14 protein-coding genes are annotated in these 16,928 nt (G+C 73.1%); 3 read left to right on the top strand and 11 right to left on the bottom strand.

Annotation, left to right across the window (positions count from 1 at the left end; genetic code table 11):
• Positions 1-4: 4 nt before the first annotated feature.
• The 4 genes from AC0VX2_RS00665 to AC0VX2_RS00650 all read right to left on the bottom strand — a co-directional run bounded on the left by AC0VX2_RS00665 (position 5) and on the right by AC0VX2_RS00650 (position 3,526).
• On the bottom strand, positions 5-973 hold the full coding sequence (locus tag AC0VX2_RS00665) for a spermidine synthase (protein ID WP_020625367.1): 969 nt from the start codon (positions 971-973) through the stop codon (positions 5-7).
• Between the two features lie 126 nt (positions 974-1,099).
• Complete coding sequence (locus tag AC0VX2_RS00660; protein WP_020625366.1) at positions 1,100-1,594, bottom strand: GNAT family N-acetyltransferase; 495 nt, start codon at positions 1,592-1,594, stop codon at positions 1,100-1,102.
• 151 nt (positions 1,595-1,745) lie between these two features.
• Positions 1,746-2,105 (bottom strand): thiamine-binding protein, encoded by a 360-nt coding sequence (locus AC0VX2_RS00655; protein WP_020625365.1) that lies wholly within the window; start codon positions 2,103-2,105, stop codon positions 1,746-1,748.
• 80 nt (positions 2,106-2,185) lie between these two features.
• Positions 2,186-3,526 carry an Nramp family divalent metal transporter gene (locus AC0VX2_RS00650; RefSeq protein WP_041103600.1) on the bottom strand — a complete coding sequence of 447 codons (1,341 nt, stop codon included), beginning with the start codon at positions 3,524-3,526 and terminating at the stop codon, positions 2,186-2,188.
• A gap of 161 nt (positions 3,527-3,687) precedes the next feature.
• On the opposite strand from AC0VX2_RS00650, the gene pta reads away from it, so the two are divergent.
• Both pta and AC0VX2_RS00640 read left to right on the top strand, forming a co-directional pair.
• Entirely contained in the window at positions 3,688-5,763 is a 2,076-nt protein-coding gene (gene pta / locus AC0VX2_RS00645) for a phosphate acetyltransferase (protein ID WP_020625363.1), read from the top strand.
• A 20-nt stretch (positions 5,764-5,783) separates the two neighbouring features.
• On the top strand, positions 5,784-6,932 hold the full coding sequence (locus AC0VX2_RS00640; RefSeq protein WP_020625362.1) for an acetate/propionate family kinase: 1,149 nt from the start codon (positions 5,784-5,786) through the stop codon (positions 6,930-6,932).
• Positions 6,933-7,060: 128 nt separating this feature from the next.
• On the opposite strand, the gene AC0VX2_RS00635 is transcribed toward AC0VX2_RS00640, so the two are convergent.
• The 5 genes from AC0VX2_RS00635 to AC0VX2_RS00615 form a co-directional block, all read right to left on the bottom strand.
• Positions 7,061-8,815 carry a dipeptide ABC transporter ATP-binding protein gene (locus AC0VX2_RS00635; protein ID WP_144868685.1) on the bottom strand — a complete coding sequence of 585 codons (1,755 nt, stop codon included), beginning with the start codon at positions 8,813-8,815 and terminating at the stop codon, positions 7,061-7,063.
• A 2-nt stretch (positions 8,816-8,817) separates the two neighbouring features.
• Entirely contained in the window at positions 8,818-9,810 is a 993-nt protein-coding gene (locus AC0VX2_RS00630) for an ABC transporter permease (protein ID WP_069941073.1), read from the bottom strand.
• Positions 9,807-10,811, bottom strand: coding sequence for an ABC transporter permease (locus AC0VX2_RS00625; RefSeq protein WP_069941074.1), 1,005 nt, complete (start codon positions 10,809-10,811; stop codon positions 9,807-9,809). Before AC0VX2_RS00625 ends, AC0VX2_RS00630 begins: the two co-directional genes overlap by 4 nt.
• Positions 10,812-10,947: 136 nt before the next feature.
• Positions 10,948-12,630: an ABC transporter substrate-binding protein gene (locus tag AC0VX2_RS00620; protein ID WP_041103597.1), complete on the bottom strand. Its 1,683-nt coding sequence runs from the start codon at positions 12,628-12,630 to the stop codon at positions 10,948-10,950.
• Between the two features lie 154 nt (positions 12,631-12,784).
• On the bottom strand, positions 12,785-13,708 hold the full coding sequence (locus AC0VX2_RS00615) for a glycerophosphodiester phosphodiesterase (protein WP_101965645.1): 924 nt from the start codon (positions 13,706-13,708) through the stop codon (positions 12,785-12,787).
• 100 nt (positions 13,709-13,808) lie between these two features.
• On the opposite strand from AC0VX2_RS00615, the gene AC0VX2_RS00610 reads away from it, so the two are divergent.
• Positions 13,809-15,086, top strand: coding sequence for a DUF445 domain-containing protein (locus AC0VX2_RS00610; RefSeq protein WP_061867608.1), 1,278 nt, complete (start codon positions 13,809-13,811; stop codon positions 15,084-15,086).
• A 126-nt stretch (positions 15,087-15,212) separates the two neighbouring features.
• On the opposite strand, the gene AC0VX2_RS00605 is transcribed toward AC0VX2_RS00610, so the two are convergent.
• Both AC0VX2_RS00605 and AC0VX2_RS00600 read right to left on the bottom strand, forming a co-directional pair.
• Positions 15,213-16,112 carry a hypothetical protein gene (locus AC0VX2_RS00605; protein WP_101965646.1) on the bottom strand — a complete coding sequence of 300 codons (900 nt, stop codon included), beginning with the start codon at positions 16,110-16,112 and terminating at the stop codon, positions 15,213-15,215.
• 33 nt (positions 16,113-16,145) lie between these two features.
• A complete protein-coding gene (locus AC0VX2_RS00600) occupies positions 16,146-16,871 on the bottom strand; it encodes an alpha/beta hydrolase (protein WP_036383543.1) in 726 nt (241 codons plus the stop codon).
• Positions 16,872-16,928 lie beyond the last annotated feature (57 nt).

Genomic DNA, 16,928 nt, shown 5'->3' with positions numbered 1-16,928 from the left:
CAGTCTACGCCTCGGGGCCCGGGACGAGTCCCGTGATCCCGGGCGCGACGCCCGCGGGGAAGCCGCGTGGATCCTCCGCGAGCCGGGCCGGGAAGGCGTCCATGCGCAGGGCACGGGCCAGGCGGTCGCGGGGGTCGGAGCCGGGCGGGGCGTCCGCGGCGGGGCGGGCCACGGGGGCGTCCGAGGCCGCCACGATGACGTTGCCGCGGCGCCGCCCCTTGAGCATGGGCGGATCCGCGATCACCTCGACGTGCTCGAACGCGGCGACGACGGCGGCCACGTCCGCCCGCACCGACGTCAGGTCCGGCCCGCCGCCCACGTTGAGCACGTACAGCCCGCCGGGGGCGAGGACCCGCGCGGCGGCGCGGGCCGCGTCCAGGCCGGTGAGGCCCGGCGGGGTGATGTGGCGGGCGCCCGTCAGGTCCGTGGGGTCCGGGGCGAAGACGTCGCGGATGATCAGGTCGCGGCTGGCCGGGTGGGCCGTGGCCAGGACCTCGGCGGCGTCGGCCACGCGGATGCGCAGGGCCGGGGCGCGGGGCAGGCCGAAGCGCTCACGCGCGAGGGCGGCCAGGCCGGCGTCGATCTCCACCGCGGTCTGATGGGAGCCGGGGTGCGCGTGGTCCACCCAGCGGGCGAGGGCGCAGCCCGCGCCGCCCAGGTGCAGGGCCCGCAGCGGCGTGGGCTCCGGCCAGTGCGCGCGGACGGCCGCGACGGCCCAGCGCATGTACTCGAAGCCCATCCGCTCGGGGTGGTCGGGGTCCAGCGGGGAGGACTCGACCCCGTTGACGTACAGCACGAACGCGCCGGGCTCGTACGGGTCCTCGCGGATCTCCGCGGTGCCGTGGCTGATCTCGTGGACGCCGGGGACGATCCCCTCCGGCTCCGCGGCCCGGCCGCGCCGGGCGGCCGACCCCCGCGACGACGAGGACGCCGCCGACGACCGACCCGACGACCGACCCGACCGCCGGCTCACGCCCCCACGCCTTCGTTCGGGAAACGGGAGCCTCCAGAGGCGCCTTCGTTCGGGGAACGGGAGGTCCCCCGACCGCTTCCGTTCGAGGAACGGGAGCCCGACGCCCGCCCGGAGCGAGTCCGCCGCTCAGCCACGACGCACCATCAACTGCTCGTGCAAGCCCGCCCACGGCCCGGTCATGGGCTCGGGCCCACCCTCGGGCGCGAAGCCGTGCTTCGCGTAGAAGGCCACCGCGCGCGGATTCTCGGCGAGCACGCGCAGGACCGCCGGACGCTTCCCGACGACGGCGTCCAGCAGGAGCGCACCCAGGCCCGTGCCGTACGCCTCAGCCAGGACGTAGAGCGCCATGAGCTCGAGGTCGGGCAGGCCCCCGCCCTGGCTGCGCCGCGGGCCCGCGAGCGCCATGCCGAGCAGCCGGCCGCCGTCGTCGGCGACCCACAGCTCCCGGTCCGAGCCGACCAGCGCGGCCCACCCCGGGACCTGCTCCGGCACGCCCGCGTCCACGGCGTCCAGGTGCGCGGCGGGCAGCAGCCCGCCGTAGGCCTCGCGCCAGGCCTGTGCCTTGACGCGCAGCAGGGGCTCGACGTCGTCGGACGTGGCCGGTCGCACGGTGACGGCCATGGCGGACCTCCTGGGCATGTGGGGCTCCCGTTCCTCGAACGAAAGCGGTCGGGGGACCTCCCGTTCCTCGAACGAAGGTGCCTCCCGAGGCTCCCGTTTCTCGAACGGAAGTGGGGGTGGGCGGGGGTGGGGGGCTGGGGGTCAGCCGGGATCAGCGGGCGTCCGCCGCGTCCCCGTTCCCGTCCTCGGCGAGCGCCGCCTCGAGGCGCTCGAGCTTGCCGTCCAGCTCGCCCGAGTGGCCGGGGCGGATGTCCGCCTTGAGCACGAGCGAGACCCGGGAGCCGTACGAGGAGACCGCGTCCACGGCGCCGCGCACGACCTCCATCACCTCGTCCCAGTCGCCCTCGATCTCCGTGAACATCGAGGAGGTGCGGTGGGGCAGGCCGGAGGCGCGGACCACGGCGACGGCGGCGGCCACCGCCCGGTGCACGGAGGCGGTGTCCGCGTCCCCGGGCAGGTGGGCGGAGTCGGCGGGCTGGCCGGAGGGAGCGACGGAGAAGGCGACGATCATGGCACCAGTGTGCCCGCTGCGCCGCCCGTGGTCACCGGCCAGGGCCGGCCGAGTCGGAGCCCACCCGGCCGGCCACCCGGTCAGCCCCCGATCAGCGGCTGCAGGGCCTTCCACAGCTCGTTCACGCCGATCGCCACGAACACGGCGGCCGTCAGGCCCAGCAGCGTGTTGCGGATCCAGCCGTTGCGGAACTGGGCCGGCACCTCCTTCTTGTTGTTCAGGAACAGCAGCGTCACGGCCAGGAACGGCATGAACAAGGCGCCGAGCGTGCCGTAGAGCAGGATCAGGAAGATCGGGCGATCCAGGAACAGCAGGGTCATCGGCGGGAAGGTCAGCCACAGCAGGAAGAAGCGGCCCGGCTTCGAGGCCAGCGAGGGGGCGTCGTCCTGGTCGAGCTCGTCCGCGGGGCGGCGGAAGTTCGTCCAGAAGTCCGCGAACATCAGGGAGACGCCGTGCCACACGCCCAGAAGCGAGGAGAAGGACGCGGCGAAGAAGCCCACCAGGAACACCACGGAGTACGCCTGGCCGTAGCGCTCGGCGAGCACGTTGCCGACGTCGAGCAGGCCGCGGTCACCGGAGGAGATCGCCAGGCCGGCCGAGTGGAGCAGCTCGACGCCCATGATCATGGTGGCGATCACGAAGATGCCGGTGAGGATGTACGACGTCGCGTTGTCGAACTTCATCACCCGCATGTACTTCGGGACGTTCCAGCCCTTCTCCCGCAGCCAGTAGGCGTACGCGCCGAGGGTGATGGTGCCGCCCACGCCGCCGGCCAGGCCGAGCACGTAGAACATGACGTCCGGGTCGCCGGACGGGATGCGCGGGACCAGGCCGGCGAGGATGTCGCCCACGTTGGGGGCGGTGAGCGCCGCGGAGAGCAGGACGGTCAGGAACATGACGCCGATCAGCACCGCCATGAGCTTCTCGATCAGCCCGTACCGGTTCAGCCACACCAGGCCCAGGCCCACGAGGCCCAGGCCGATCGCGTAGACCTTCATGTCCACGCCCGGGAACAGCGCGGCCAGGGGCAGCGCGGCCGAGCTCATGGCGGTGGCGCCGTACACGAAGCCCCAGATCAGGATGTAGGGGCCGAAGTACCAGGAGGTCCAGGAGCCCAGCGAGCGCCAGCCCTGGAAGATCGTCTTGCCGGTGGACAGGTACCAGCGGCCCACGCCCTCCACGAGCACGATCTTGAAGATCACGCCCAGGATCACGGCCCACAGGAGCATGTAGCCGTAGCGGGAGCCGGCGGTGAGGGTGGCCACGAGGTCCGCGGCGCCCACGCCCGTGGCGGCCGCCACGATGCCGGGTCCCAGCGAGTTCCACTTCGGCCGGATGGGGGTCTCGTTGAGCTCGGCGTCCGTGAACCCGATGATGTCGGGGTTGTGCACGGGGCGGCCGCGGTCGGCTCTCGTTGCCATGGGAGGGTCCTTAATGCTTGACGGGGCGAGTGCAGTCATGTGTATTACGCGCGTGAGAGACACGCCTCACTCACGTCGATCCGCGTCGGCCGGGACGGGCCCCGACGCCGCGGCCTCGGTACCGTGAACGACGAGCCCCGTCCTCCACCGGAAGGTCCGCCATGCCCCAGGGAATCTTCGTCTCCACCACGTCCACCGGCGCCGGCAAGTCCCTCGTCAGCCTGGGCCTGGCCGACTCGCTGTACCGGCGCTCCGGCACGGTGGGCTACTTCCGCCCCGTGGTGCCCGGCGACGACGTGGAGACCGACCCCATGGTGCTGCTGATGCGCGAGCAGTACGGCCTCTCCCCGGAGCAGGCCCGCGGCGGCCTCACCGCGGCCGAGGCCCGCACCCTCATGGCCGAGGGCCGCGGCGACGAGGTCCAGCAGCGCTGCGTGGAGCAGTACGACGCCATGCGGGCGGCGGGCGGCGTCGTGGTGGTGGAGGGCACCGACCTGATCAGCCCGGACCCGGCCGCCGACCTCGACCTCAACGCCCAGCTCGCCCGCAACCTCGGCACCCCCGTGGTCGCCGTGGTCTCCGGCGCGGACCTGACACCCGAGCAGGCGGCCGACGTCGTGGACCTGGCCCGGCGCACCCTCGACGACGCCGGCGTCGAGCTGCTGGCCGTCATGGTCAACCGCGCGGACCCCCGTGACCTCGACGCCGTCGGCGCGGCCGTGCGCCCCGGCCGCCACGCCTGGCCCGTGTACGTGCTGCCCGAGCTGACCGAGCTCGCGCACCCCTCGGTGGCCGAGGTGGCGGACGCGCTCGGGCTCGAGCAGATGGCCGGGCAGGAGACGCTGGACCGCGACGTCGCCGAGGTCAAGGCCGTCTCCATGGAGGGCGGCAACTTCCTCGAGGTCCTGCGCGAGGGCGCGCTCGTGATCGTCTCCGGCGACCGCTCCGACGCGATCCTGGCCACCGTGGCCTCCTCGCTGACCCCGGACTTCCCCACCCCCTCCGGCATGATCCTCACCAACGGCATCCTCCCGAACCGCCAGCTCCAGCGGCTCTACCTGGGCGCGGCCTTCCCCGTGTTCGTCACCCACGACGACACGTTCACCACCGCCGCGAAGGTCTCCCGGGTGCGCTCCGAGCTCTCCAGCGCCCAGCCCCGCAAGACCGCCGCCGCCCTGGGCACCTGGCACCAGCGCGTGGACGGGGACGAGCTGCTGGCCCGCTTCGACCTGCCACGCACCGACGTCGTCACCCCTCTGCGCTTCCTGCACGAGCTGATCTCCCGCGCCCGCGCGGACCGCCGCCGGATCGTGCTGCCCGAGGGCGAGGATGCCCGCGTGCTGCGCGCCGCCGAGATCCTCCAGCGCCGCGACGTCTGCGACCTCGTGGTGCTCGGCCCGGCCGCCGCCGTGCGGGAGCTGGCCTCCCGCGAGGGCGTGGACCTGAGCGGGATCGAGCTCGTGGACCCCGCCGACTCCCCGGACCTGGAGCGCTACGCGCAGGAGTACGCCCGGCTGCGCGCCCACAAGGGCGTGGACGCCGAGCGCGCCCGCGAGGTCATGCAGGAGGGCGCCTACTTCGGCACGATGATGGTCCACCTGGGCGACGTGGACGGCATGGTCTCCGGCGCCGCCCACACCACCGCCAACACCATCCGCCCCGCGCTGGAGTTCGTGAAGACGAAGCCGGGCGTCTCGATCGTCTCATCGGTGTTCTTCATGCTGCTGCCGGACCGCGCCCTCGTGTACGGCGACTGCGCCGTGAACCCGGACCCGGACGCGCAGCAGCTCGCGGACATCGCCGTGGCGTCCGCGGCCACCGCCGCCCAGTTCGGGGTGGACCCGCGCGTCGCCATGCTCTCCTACTCCACGGGCGCCTCCGGCTCCGGGCAGTCCGTGGACAAGGTCCGCGCCGCCACGGAGCTCGTGAGGGAGCGTGCCCCCGAGCTGAAGGTGGAGGGCCCGCTGCAGTACGACGCCGCCGTCAACGCCTCCGTCGCGGCCTCGAAGATGCCCGGCTCCGAGGTGGCCGGCCAGGCCACCGTGTTCGTGTTCCCGGACCTGAACACCGGCAACAACACCTACAAGGCCGTCCAGCAGTCCTCCGGGGCGGTCGCCGTCGGGCCCGTGCTGCAAGGCCTGAACAAGCCCGTCAACGACCTCTCCCGCGGCACCACCGTGGAGGACATCGTCAACACCGTCGCCATCACCGCCATCCAGGCCCAGGCCCAGGGCTGACGCCCCGGAAGGAGTCCCCCGTGCTCGTCCTTGTCATCAACTCCGGCTCGTCGTCCCTGAAGTACCAGCTCCGTGAGCTGGCCGACGACGGCACGGACGCCCCGGTGCCCGTCCTCGCCCAGGGCCTGGTGGAGCGCATCGGCGTCCCCGGCTCCGGCGTGCCGGACCACGCCGCCGCCCTCGAGCAGGTGGAGGCCGAGCTGGCCGAGGCGACCGGCGGGCGCACCATCGACGCCGCCGGCCACCGCGTGGTCCACGGCGGCGAGCGGTTCACCGCCCCGGCCCGGGTGACCAACGAGGTGATCCGCGCGATCGAGCGCCTCGCCCCGCTGGCCCCGCTGCACAACCCCGCCGCCGCCCAGGGGCTGCGCGCCATGGCCGAACGCTGGCCGGACATGCCCCAGGTGGTCGTGTTCGACACCTCGTTCCACCAGACCATGCCCCGCGAGGCCTGGCAGTACGCCCTGCCGGACGAGGTCTACACGGAGCACGGCATCCGCCGCTACGGCTTCCACGGCACGAGCCACGACCTCGTCACCGGCCTCGCCGCGGAGCATCTGGGCATCCCGCGGGGGGAGTTCCGGGCCGTGGTGCTGCACCTGGGCAACGGCGCCTCCGCCACCGCCATCCGCGACGGCGTCTCCGTGGACACCTCCATGGGCTACACCCCGCTGGCCGGCCTGGTGATGGGCACCCGCTCCGGCGACCTGGACCCCTCCGTGGTCACCCACCTCATGCGGAACCACGGCTACGACGCCGAGGAGCTGGACACCCTCATGAACAGGCGCTCGGGCTTGCTGGGCCTGGCCGGGGAGGCGGACATGCGCCAGGTGCTGGAGAACGCCGCCTCCGGGGACGGCCGCGCCCGCAACGCCCTGGACGTGGCCTCCTACCGGCTGGCCAAGTACGTGGGCGGCTACCACGTGGCCGTGGGCGGGGCGCAGGCGATCGTGTTCACCGCCGGGATCGGCGAGAACTCGGCTCCGTTCCGGGCGCGCGTGCTCGACCGGCTCGAGGCGCTCGGGGTGGCCTACGACGCCGAGGCCAACCGCGCCCGCGTGGCCGGGCCCCACACGATCTCCGCGCCGGAGTCGGCGATCCCGGTCCTCGTGGTCCCCACGGACGAGGAGCAGGCGATCGCCCGCTTGACGTGGGAGCTCGCCCGCTGAGCACCGCGCCCGACCGTCCGACCGACGCCCAGCGACATCGCCGCCGGTCCTCCCGGCAGTGATGTCGCTGCGGCTCGGTCGACACGAACGGGGCGCTTCTGCACCCGACCGTCCGGCCCGGTCAGCGCTCACACGTGCGTCCCGTCCGCCTCCACCGCGATGCCCAGCTCGTTGCCCGGGATCGAGGCGAGCAGGCGGCGGGTGTACGGGTGCCGGGGGTTGGTGAAGACCTCCTCCGAGCTGGCCGCCTCCACCACCTCGCCGTCCTTCATGACGCACACGTAGTCGGAGATGAGCCGCACCACCGCCAGGTCGTGCGAGATGAACAGGTAGCTCAGCCCCAGCTCGTCCTGCAGGCGGCGCAGCAGCGTGAGGATCTGGTCCTGCACGAGCACGTCCAGCGCGGAGACCGGCTCGTCGCACACGATCAGCTCGGGGTTCAGCGCGAGCGCCCGGGCGATCGCCACGCGCTGGCGCTGTCCGCCCGAGAGCTCGGCGGGGTACCGGCGGTGGAAGTGGGAGGGCAGGGCCACCTGGTCCATGAGCTCGAGCACGCGCGCCCGCCGCTGCGTGGCGTTGCCCCGCCGGTACGTCTGCAGCGGCTCCTCGATGATCCGGCCCACCGTGAACGAGGGGTTGAGCGAGGAGAAGGGGTCCTGGAACACGGCCTGCACGCGCTGCCGGAAGTCCTTGAGCCCCTCCCCCTTCAGCGCCAGCACATCCCTGCCCTCGAAGGTGATCTCGCCCGAGGTCGGCTCGATCAGCTTGAGCAGCATGCGCGCCGTCGTCGTCTTGCCGGAGCCGGACTCGCCGACGATCGAGACGGTCTTGCCGCGCGGGATCTTCAGGGAGACATCCTTCACGGCGGTGAAGTCCTCGTGCCCGCGCACGGGGTAGACCTTGGTGAGGTCGCGGATCTCCACCAGCGGGGTGAGGTCCTGCTTCGCCAGGGCCACCGTGGTCAGGGCCGCGGTGTCGTCCTCGGCCAGTGCGGCGGGCGCGGGATCGAAGGCCTGGGGCAGCAGGCGGGCCGCCGCCACCGACGGCGCGGCCGCCACGAGCGAGCGGGTGTAGGCGTGCTGCGGGTCCTCGAGGATGGCCCGCGCGTCGCCGGACTCCACCACGCGTCCGCGGTGCATCACCACGAGCTGCTGCGCCCGCTCGGCGGCGAGGCCGAGGTCATGGGTGATCAGCAGCACGGAGCTGCCGAGCTCGCGGGTCATCTCGTCGATCTGGTCCAGGATCACCTGCTGCACCGTCACGTCCAGGGCGGAGGTCGGCTCGTCCGCGATCAGCAGCTGCGGCCGGCACGCCAGGCCGATGGCGATCAGCACGCGCTGGCGCAGGCCGCCCGAGAGCTCGTGCGGGTACTGCTTGGCCCGTCGCGCGGGCTCGGGGATGCCGGCGCGCTCCATCACCTCGACGACGGCGGCCCCCACGTCCTTCTTCGTCGCCATGCCGTGGGTCAGCAGGGTCTCCCCGATCTGCTGACCCACCCGGGTCACGGGGTTGAGGTTGGACATCGGGTCCTGTGGCACCAGCCCGATCCGGCGGCCGCGGATGCCGCGCATCCGCGACTCGGGCAGGCCCACGAGCTCCTCGCCCGCGAAGCGGACGGAGCCTGCCGCGACCCGGCCGTTTCCGGGCAGCAGGCCGATCGCGGCCATCGCGGTGGTGGACTTGCCCGAGCCGGACTCGCCCACGATCGCCAGCGTGCCGCCGGCCGGGAGCGTGAGGGACGCGCCCTCCACGGCCTGCACGGTGCCCTGCTGGGTGGTGAACTCCACATCCAGGTCGCGGATCTCCAGCAGCGGGGCGCCGGCCGCGGGGACCGCGGGTGTCGTGCCGGGGCCGGGCGCGCCGTCGTCGTGCTTGGGGTCCATGGTCAGCGCCTCCGGGAGGTCGGGTCGAGGGCCTCGCGCAGGGACTCGCCCAGCAGGGTGAAGCCGAGCGCGGTGATGGCGATGCACAGGCCGGGCAGGAACGCGAGCCACGGGTTGATGCCCAGCTCGGCCTGCGCGTAGGTGAGCATGCGGCCCCACTCGGCGGTCTCGGGGCGGCCGCCGCCGAGGCCGAGGAAGGACAGGGCGGCCGCGTCGATCACGGCCGTGGCCAGGGTGAGCGTGGCCTGCACGATCACGGGGCCCAGCGAGTTCGGCAGCACGTGGGACATCGTGATCCGTCCGCGCGAGAGGCCGAGGGTCTGCGCCGCGAGCACGTAGTCCGACCCCTTCTGCGTGAGCATCGAGGACCGCAGCAGTCGCGCGAACACGGGCACCTGCGCCACCCCGATCGCGATCATCACCGCGAACGGGGTCTGCCCGAGGATCGCCGCGATGGACACCGCCAGCAGCAGGTTCGGCACCGAGAGCAGGATGTCCACGACGCGCATCACCACGGAGTCCACCCAGCCGCCGAACGTGCCGGCCAGCAGGCCGAGCAGCATGCCGCCGGCCAGGCCGAACGCCGTCGAGATGACGCCGATGAGCAGCGAGGCCTGCGCGCCCCAGATCAGCTTGGAGAGCACGTCCCCGCCGAAGCGGTCCAGGCCCAGCGGGTAGCCGGCCACCTCGCCGGGGCCGGGCACGTGGGTGGGGCGGATCTCGCGCATGCCGGGTGTGGCCGTGCCCGCGTACGGGGCCAGCACCGGGGCGAGGACGGCCACGAGCACGAAGAGCAGCACGATCACGGCGCCGGCGATCGCCGCCGGGTTGCGGCGCAGCCGCTGGAACGCGGCGCCCCACACGGAGGTGCCGCGGGTGTCCGCGGCGGCCTCGGTGGTCGCCTGGGTGGCCCCGGCCTCGACGGGCGCCAGCGCGTGCTCGACGGCGTGCTCGGTGGGTCCGCCGCCGGGGCTGGGGGGCAGGTTCACGCTCATGAGACACGCACCCTCGGGTCGATGAGGCCGTAGGAGACGTCCACGACCAGGTTGATCAGCGAGTAGAGCAGGGCGATGAAGATGATGAAGCCCTGCAGCACCGGGAAGTCGAGCTGGAAGATCGCCTGCGCGAGGAACCGGCCGATCCCGTTGAACGCGAACACCGTCTCGGTGAGCACCGCCCCGGAGATCAGCAGGCCCAGCTGCAGGCCGAGCGTGGTGCTCACCGGCAGCAGGGCGTTGCGCATGATGAACCGGTTTCGGATCAGGCGCGGGGCCAGGCCCTTGGCGCGGGCCGTGCGCACGAAGTCCGCGTCCTGCACGTCCAGCACGGAGGCACGGGTGATGCGCGCGATGATCGCCAGCGGGATGGTGCCCAGCGCGATGCCGGGCAGCACCAGGTGGGTCAGCGCGTTCAGGGCCGCGTCCCACTCCGCGGTGATGATGCCGTCCCACACGTAGAAGTTCGTGTAGTGGGTGGCGTCGATCCGCGGGTCCTGCCGGCCGTCCGTGGGCAGCCAGCCCAGCTTCACCGCGAACACCCACTTGAGGATGAACGCCAGGAAGAACACGGGCACCACCACGCCGACCAGGGACAGCACGACGGCGACGTCGTCCTGCCACCGGCCCACATGGCGGGCCGCCCAGTAGCCGAGCGGGATGCCGATGGCCACCGCGAACACGATCGCGAAGACCGAGAGCTCCAGCGTGGCCGGGAAGCGGTCCGCGAACTCCTCGACCACGGACCGGTTCGTCATGGTCGAGGTGCCGAAGTCGCCGCGCAGCAGCCGCCCCATGTAGGTGAGGTACTGCTCGAGCAGGGGCTTGTCGAAGCCGTACGCCGCGTTCACGCGGGCCACGGCCTCGGGGGTGGCGCGGTCGCCGAGCAGGGCGGTGGCGGGGCCTCCGGGCAGGCTGCGGACCCACACGAACAGCAGAACGGACAGTCCGAACAGGGTGGGGATCAGCAGCAGCAGGCGCTTGCCGATGAGTCTGAGCACGAGGGGCCTCCATGCCGGCGCGGGGGCCGGGCCGGTCGGTGCGAGGGACGGGCGGTGGCGGGCGGGCCGGCGACGACGGCGCCGGGGCGCGGCGCCGTCGTCGCCGGTGGGGCGGGTCGTCCCCGGCCCGCCGGGCTCACTCGGTCAGGTCGATCTCGTTGAAGACCTCGTCGTTGACCGGGCTCGCCGGGTAGGAGGCCACGCGCTTGTCGAAGGCCAGCGACGGGGCCGGGTGGGCGAGCGGGACCGCCGGGACGATCTCGGAGATCTGCTCGTTGATCTCCTGGTACTTCGGCGTCTGCTCCTCGAGCGTCGGGATCTGGCGGGCCTCCTCGAGGGCGGAGAACAGCTCCTCGTCGGTGAAGCCGAACTCGGGCTTCTCCTGGCCGAAGAACACGCCCACGAAGTTGTCCGTGTCGTTGTAGTCACCGGTCCAGCCGAGCAGGTGGATGCCGTGGTCCGAGGTGCCCTGCACCTGGTCGAGGTAGTCCGGGCTCCACTTGGCCGGCTTCGCGTTCACCGTGATGCCCACCTCGGCCAGCTGGCTCGAGAGGTTGGAGAACGCCTGCTCGGGGGTCGGCATGTACGGGCGCGAGACGCCGGTGGGGTAGTTGAAGTCGATCGTGAAGCCGTCCGGGTAGCCGGCCTCGGCGAGCAGCGCCTTGGCCTTGGCGGGGTCGTGCTCGTACGTGGTGACGTCCTCGCTGTACCCGTTCACGGACTTCGGGATGAACTGGGTGGCGGGCTCCGTGCCCTCGGGGAGGGTCTGCGCGATGAGGGCGTCCTTGTCGATCGCGTGGGCGATCGCCTGGCGCACCCTGACGTCCTGGAGCTCCTCCTTCTCCTGGTTCAGGCCCAGGTAGAGGATGGTGAACGGGTCGCGGGCCACCACGTTGAAGCCGGCCTCGGACAGGGCCGCGGTGTCCGCGGGGGCCACGAGGTCGTAGCCGTCGATGTCCCCGGCCTCGAGCGCCTGACGGCGGGCCACCGGGTCGTCGATCACGCGGAAGGTGATGTCCGTGACCTCGCCGCCCTCGCCCCAGTAGTCCTCGTTGGCGGTGAGCTTGACGTCCTCGCCCACGCTCCAGGACTCGAACTTGTAGGGGCCGGTGCCGGTGGGGTGTGCCCGGGCGTACTCGGACATCTGGGGCGACTCGGCGGTGCCGCCGACCTCGTCCGCCTTGTACTCCTCGAGCGCCTTCGGCGACTGCATGGCGAAGGCCGGCAGGGACAGGGAGGAGATGAAGCCCGCGAACGGCTGCGCCAGCGTGATCTTCACCTCGTGCTCGCCGGTGGCCTCGCACTCCTTGTAGACGGCGTCCTCGGGCTTGTCCGCGAAGCCGCGGAACAGCTTGCCGTAGTAGTACGAGAGGGTCTCCGACTGCTGGATGCCCGTGAAGTTGTACCAGCGGTCGAAGTTGGCGCACACGGCCTCCCCGTTGAACGGCTCGCCGTCGTGGAAGGTCACGCCCTCCTTCAGCTGGAACGTGTGGGTCAGGCCGTCCTCCGAGGACTCCCAGGACTCGGCCAGCAGCGGCGCGGGGTCCGCGGTGCCCGGCTTCGTGCCCACGAGGCCCTCGAAGATCTGACGGGAGACCCGGAAGGTCTCGCCGTCGGAGGCGAAGGCCGGGTCCAGGGTCTTCGGGTCGGAGGAGGCGGCGAAGATGAACGAGCCGTCCACTTGGGCGGCGTCGCCCCCGCCCGAGCCGCCGGAGCCGCCGCCGTCGCGCTGGCTCTGGGCGCAGCCGGTGACGAGCAGGGCGCCGGCCGCGGTGAGCGCGGCGGCGGACAGGAGTCGGTGACGCAGACGGGTGGCCATGGGGGCTCCTCCGGGAGAGGTCTCAGCCGAGACGCGGGTGCGAGGGGACCGCGCCGTCGGGTGTGACCTCGGGCACGCTCCTGGACGTGACTATAGCCACAAGCGCGGGCAGGAACGCAACGCAGGCCGCGTCTGCGCGTGCGGCACGGCGCCCTCAGGCCCCGGTGGGCACCCGCTCCCGACGCGCGGCGGCCCGCTCGCGGACCCAGCGCAGCACGTCCTCCGGACGGTTGGTGGTGAGCTCCTGCACCCCCTGGGCGAGGAGGAACTCGGCGTCCTCGCGCTCGTCGACGGTCCACACCCGCAGGCGTCGCCCCGCCGCCAGCCACGCCTTCACGTCCGCCAGGTGCTCCCGCACGTAGGCCACGGAGGGCCCCGCCAGCCCGGCTCGGCCGCGCCAGACGAGCGCCTCGGACCCGGCCAGCGACTGACGCGCCGCCGCACGCACCGCCGCCCGGCTCAGCGGCCCCCGCGCGAGCCGGGTCGGCAGCTCCGTCGGCATGAGGTCCATCAGGGGGCAGAGGGGGTCCGTGCCGGCCAGCGGCGCCACGTGGCGCAGCGCGTCCGGATGGAAGCTCATGAGGGACACCTGCACCTGACCCACCCGGCCGGTCTCCGGGTCCCAGCCGGCCCGCAGCAGCTCCCGCAGCACCCGCTCCTCGAGCTCGTGCCCGAACGGGGAGGGGTGCTTGAGCTCGACGGCCAGGCGCAGCGGCCGGTCCGCGGCCGTCGCGATCGCCAGGAGGTCGGCCAGGGTGAGCACCTGCTCCCCCGCGTCGCCGTACGCGGCGGGCGGCGCCGTCGTCGTGGCGGGCTCGGCCCCCGGACGCCGGGCGTGCCACGAGACGACGTCGAGGCCGCGCAGACGATCCAGCGTGTGGTCCGCGACCGCGCCGTGCCCGTCCGAGGTGCGATCCACGGTGGGGTCGTGCCAGCAGACGACCTCACGGTCCCGCGTGAGCTGGACGTCGCATTCGAGACCGTCCGCGCCCACGGCGAGGGCGTGGAGCATGGCGGCGCGGGTGTGCTCGGGGAAGGCGGCGGAGGCACCGCGGTGGGCGATCACGAGGGCGGGCACGCCGCCAGGCTAGGGAGCGCGTGTGCCGACCACGTCACCGCAGGGTGCCCGGCTGGTTAACTGGTGGGGACCATTCGGTGCACGCGATCAGGAGCCTCCCGTGTCCTTCTCCCCCGACCCCGCCCAGCAGCTGCTCAGCGCCGGTGCCCTCGAACGCGCGGCGGGCCTGCGGCGCATGAAGGCCGTCGCCCTGGGGCTGCTCATCCTGCTGGCCGTGGTGTTCGTGGTCGCGTTCCCGTTGCAGGACACCCACCCGGTGTGGGGCTACGTGCGCGCCGCCGCGGAGGGCGGCATGGTCGGCGCACTGGCGGACTGGTTCGCGGTCACGGCGCTGTTCCGCCACCCGATGGGTGTGCCCGTGCCGCACACCGCCCTGATCCCGCGGAAGAAGGACCAGCTCGGCGCCGCGCTGACCGAGTTCGTGCAGGAGAACTTCCTGGACTCGGAGGTCGCCCACGAGAAGGTCGACGGACTGAAGGTGGCCGAGGCCGCCGGCGGCTGGCTGCGCCGTGAGGAGAACGCGGCTCGCACCGCCCGGGAGATCGCGACGGCGGCCCGGGGCGCCATGGCCGCGGCCGACGACGACGCCGTCCAGGAGCTGCTGCGCCAGCTGATGGAACGCCACATGGTGGCCCCGGACTGGTCCCCCACGCTCGCAGGCGTGCTGGAGGACGTGGTGGCCGGACGGCACCACGAGCGCGTGGTGGACCTCGTGGTCGCCCACACCGGGGACTGGGTGGCCGCCCACCCCGAGCTGTTCGTCGAGACGGTGCGCCGTCGCTCCCCCGAGTGGAGCCCGGACCTCGTGGACCGCCTCCTCGCCGAGAGACTGCACGCCGAGACCCTCAAGTATCTCGCCGGCATCCGCCGCGACCGGGAGCACGAGGCCCGCCGCGCCGTCGACGACTGGCTCGACCGCCTCGCCGACGAGATGCGGAACGAGCCCGCCACCCGCGCCTCGGTGGAACGGTTCAAGCGGAACCTTTTCGCGGACGAACGGCTGCGCGCGTGGGCCGGGCGGGCCTGGGTCTCCCTGCGGGACTCGCTCCTGGACGCGCTCGAGGACCCGTCCTCCGACCTGCATCGCGCGCTCGTGGCCGCCCTGCGCGACCTCGGCGCCCGCCTGCAGGAGGACCCCGAGCTGCGCGACCGCGTGGACGGCCACGCCCGCCGCGCCGCGGCGTATGCGCTGAGCTCCTACGGCCCGGCGCTCACCGGGGTGATCGAGGAGACGGTCGCCCGCTGGGACGGCGAGCAGACCGCGCGCACCCTCGAGCTGTTCGTGGGCAAGGACCTGCAGTTCATCCGCATCAACGGCTCGGTCGTCGGCGCGCTCGCGGGCCTGGCGATCCACGGGGTGGCCACGCTGTTCCTCTGAGCCGCCGCGCCCGCCCCGCACTTTCGAACGCGAGATGGGGCGAATGGGCGCTTTCGAACGTGAGATAGGGCCTCTCTCACGTTCGAAAGCGCGGGGGCGGAGCCGAAGGATGCGGGGGCGGGGCCGTCAGGCGGCGGGCTTGCCCTTCTTCTGCCTGTCGTCCTTCTCGTCCTTGCCGCCGGGCAGGGCGCGACGGATCGCGCCGAGGACGCCGCCGTCGTCCTTGGCGCCCGCCGACTCCCCCCCGGCGCGCCCCTGTGCGGCGCCCTCGCGGATCTCGCCGGGGATCACCATCGGCAGGGGGCCGAAGAGCTCCGCGGCGTTCTCCATCACGGCCTTGCCCATGGCGCGGTTGCCCACGCCGCCGATCACGGCGCCCACGCCGAACGGCACGGCGCGGCCCACGAAGCCGGCACCCTGCCGCAGGAGCATCTTGCGCATGAACGTCCTCTTGAGGCGATCCACCACGAACGCGCTGATGCCGGTGCCCGATGCGGTGCCCGCGAGCGCGTTGAGGCTGGACTGCGGGTCGTAGGGACGGCCGGCCTTGGCGGCGGCCTCGCGGAGCAGCTCCTTGGCGTCGTCGCCGAGCATGAGGCCCATGACGAGGGCCTGGGCGCGCTGCGGGTCCTGCGTGGTGATGCCGTGCAGCTCGGCGAGGGACTGCGCGTAGAGGGCGGTGGCCTCCATGAAGCCGGCGACCGCGACACCGGACAGGCCGAGCGCGGCCACGGTGCCGATGCCCGGGACGATCGCGGTGCCGCCCACGGCGGCACCGGCCCCCGTGACGGTGGTCAGGTACTGCTGCCCGAGCCGCTCGGCGAGACGCTCCGGGCTCTCCCCCGGGTGCTTCGCCGCCATGCGCTGGATGTTCTTCAGGACCAGGGGGCGCTGGACCGCCAACACCGTGGAGAGGGCCTTCTCGAAGCCCTCCGTGGGCTCGCCGTTCTCATCGAGTGCCGACTTCAGCCCGAAGTCCTTCACCTTCCCGGACGCGTACCGGCCGATCGTCGAGTTCTTTGCCATGCGCGCCACAGTATCGGCGCGCGACCCCCGCGGTCAGGACCCGGGCGTCGCCGCGCGCAGGGAGTGCTCGAGGAAGATGCGCACGTCACGGACCTCGTCGGGGCCGGTCCCGTGCAAGATCCCGGGGTAGGTGCGCACGGTCAGGCGGGTGTGCTCCTCGGCCCACGCGCGGGTGTGGGCGACGGCGTCCGGATGGATCACGGGATCCTCGGCGTCCCGGCCCCAGAAGAACGGGCGCGGGCCCGGTCCCTCGGCCGGGGAGTCGAGCATGGCCAGCAGCTCGTTGTCGACGGCGAAGCCGCTCAGGCCCACACCGCAGGTGAACGCCTCGGGGCGCAGACGCAGGACCGTCGTCGCCATGGCCATGCCCTGGGAGAAGCCGAGCACCGAGACCGTGCGGAAGCCGGCCGCCACGACCTCCTCGGCGGAGAGCACGTCGAACACGCGGTGGGCGGCGGCGAGCACCTGGGCGAAGTCGGACTGCAGCAGCAGGTCGAGCAGGAACCAGCCGTGCGCGCCGGGGTCGCCCGGGCCTTCGGAGGCCGTCTCGTCGATCTCGAAGCCGCCGCGCACCGCCAGGCCGGTGCACCGCTCCGGGAGCATCGGGAAGTGGCGGCGCGCCGCGCGGACCTCGTTGGAGCCGTAGCCGTGGAACACGAGCACCAGGTCCGTGCCCGCGCGCTCCGCCGGCGGGCGCGACCACACCACGCTGTGGCCGGAGCTGATCGTCTCGGTGACTGGTGCGGGCGTGGGGCTCATGGCTCCATCCTAGGGAGAGGCCCCTGACCGGGCGTCATGCCTGGTCAGGGGCCGCTC

The organism is Micrococcus sp. iso_239 (genome assembly GCF_056173395.1).
The sequence above is the reverse complement of the archived record's forward strand: the minus strand, read 5'-3'. Positions and strand labels throughout refer to the sequence as shown.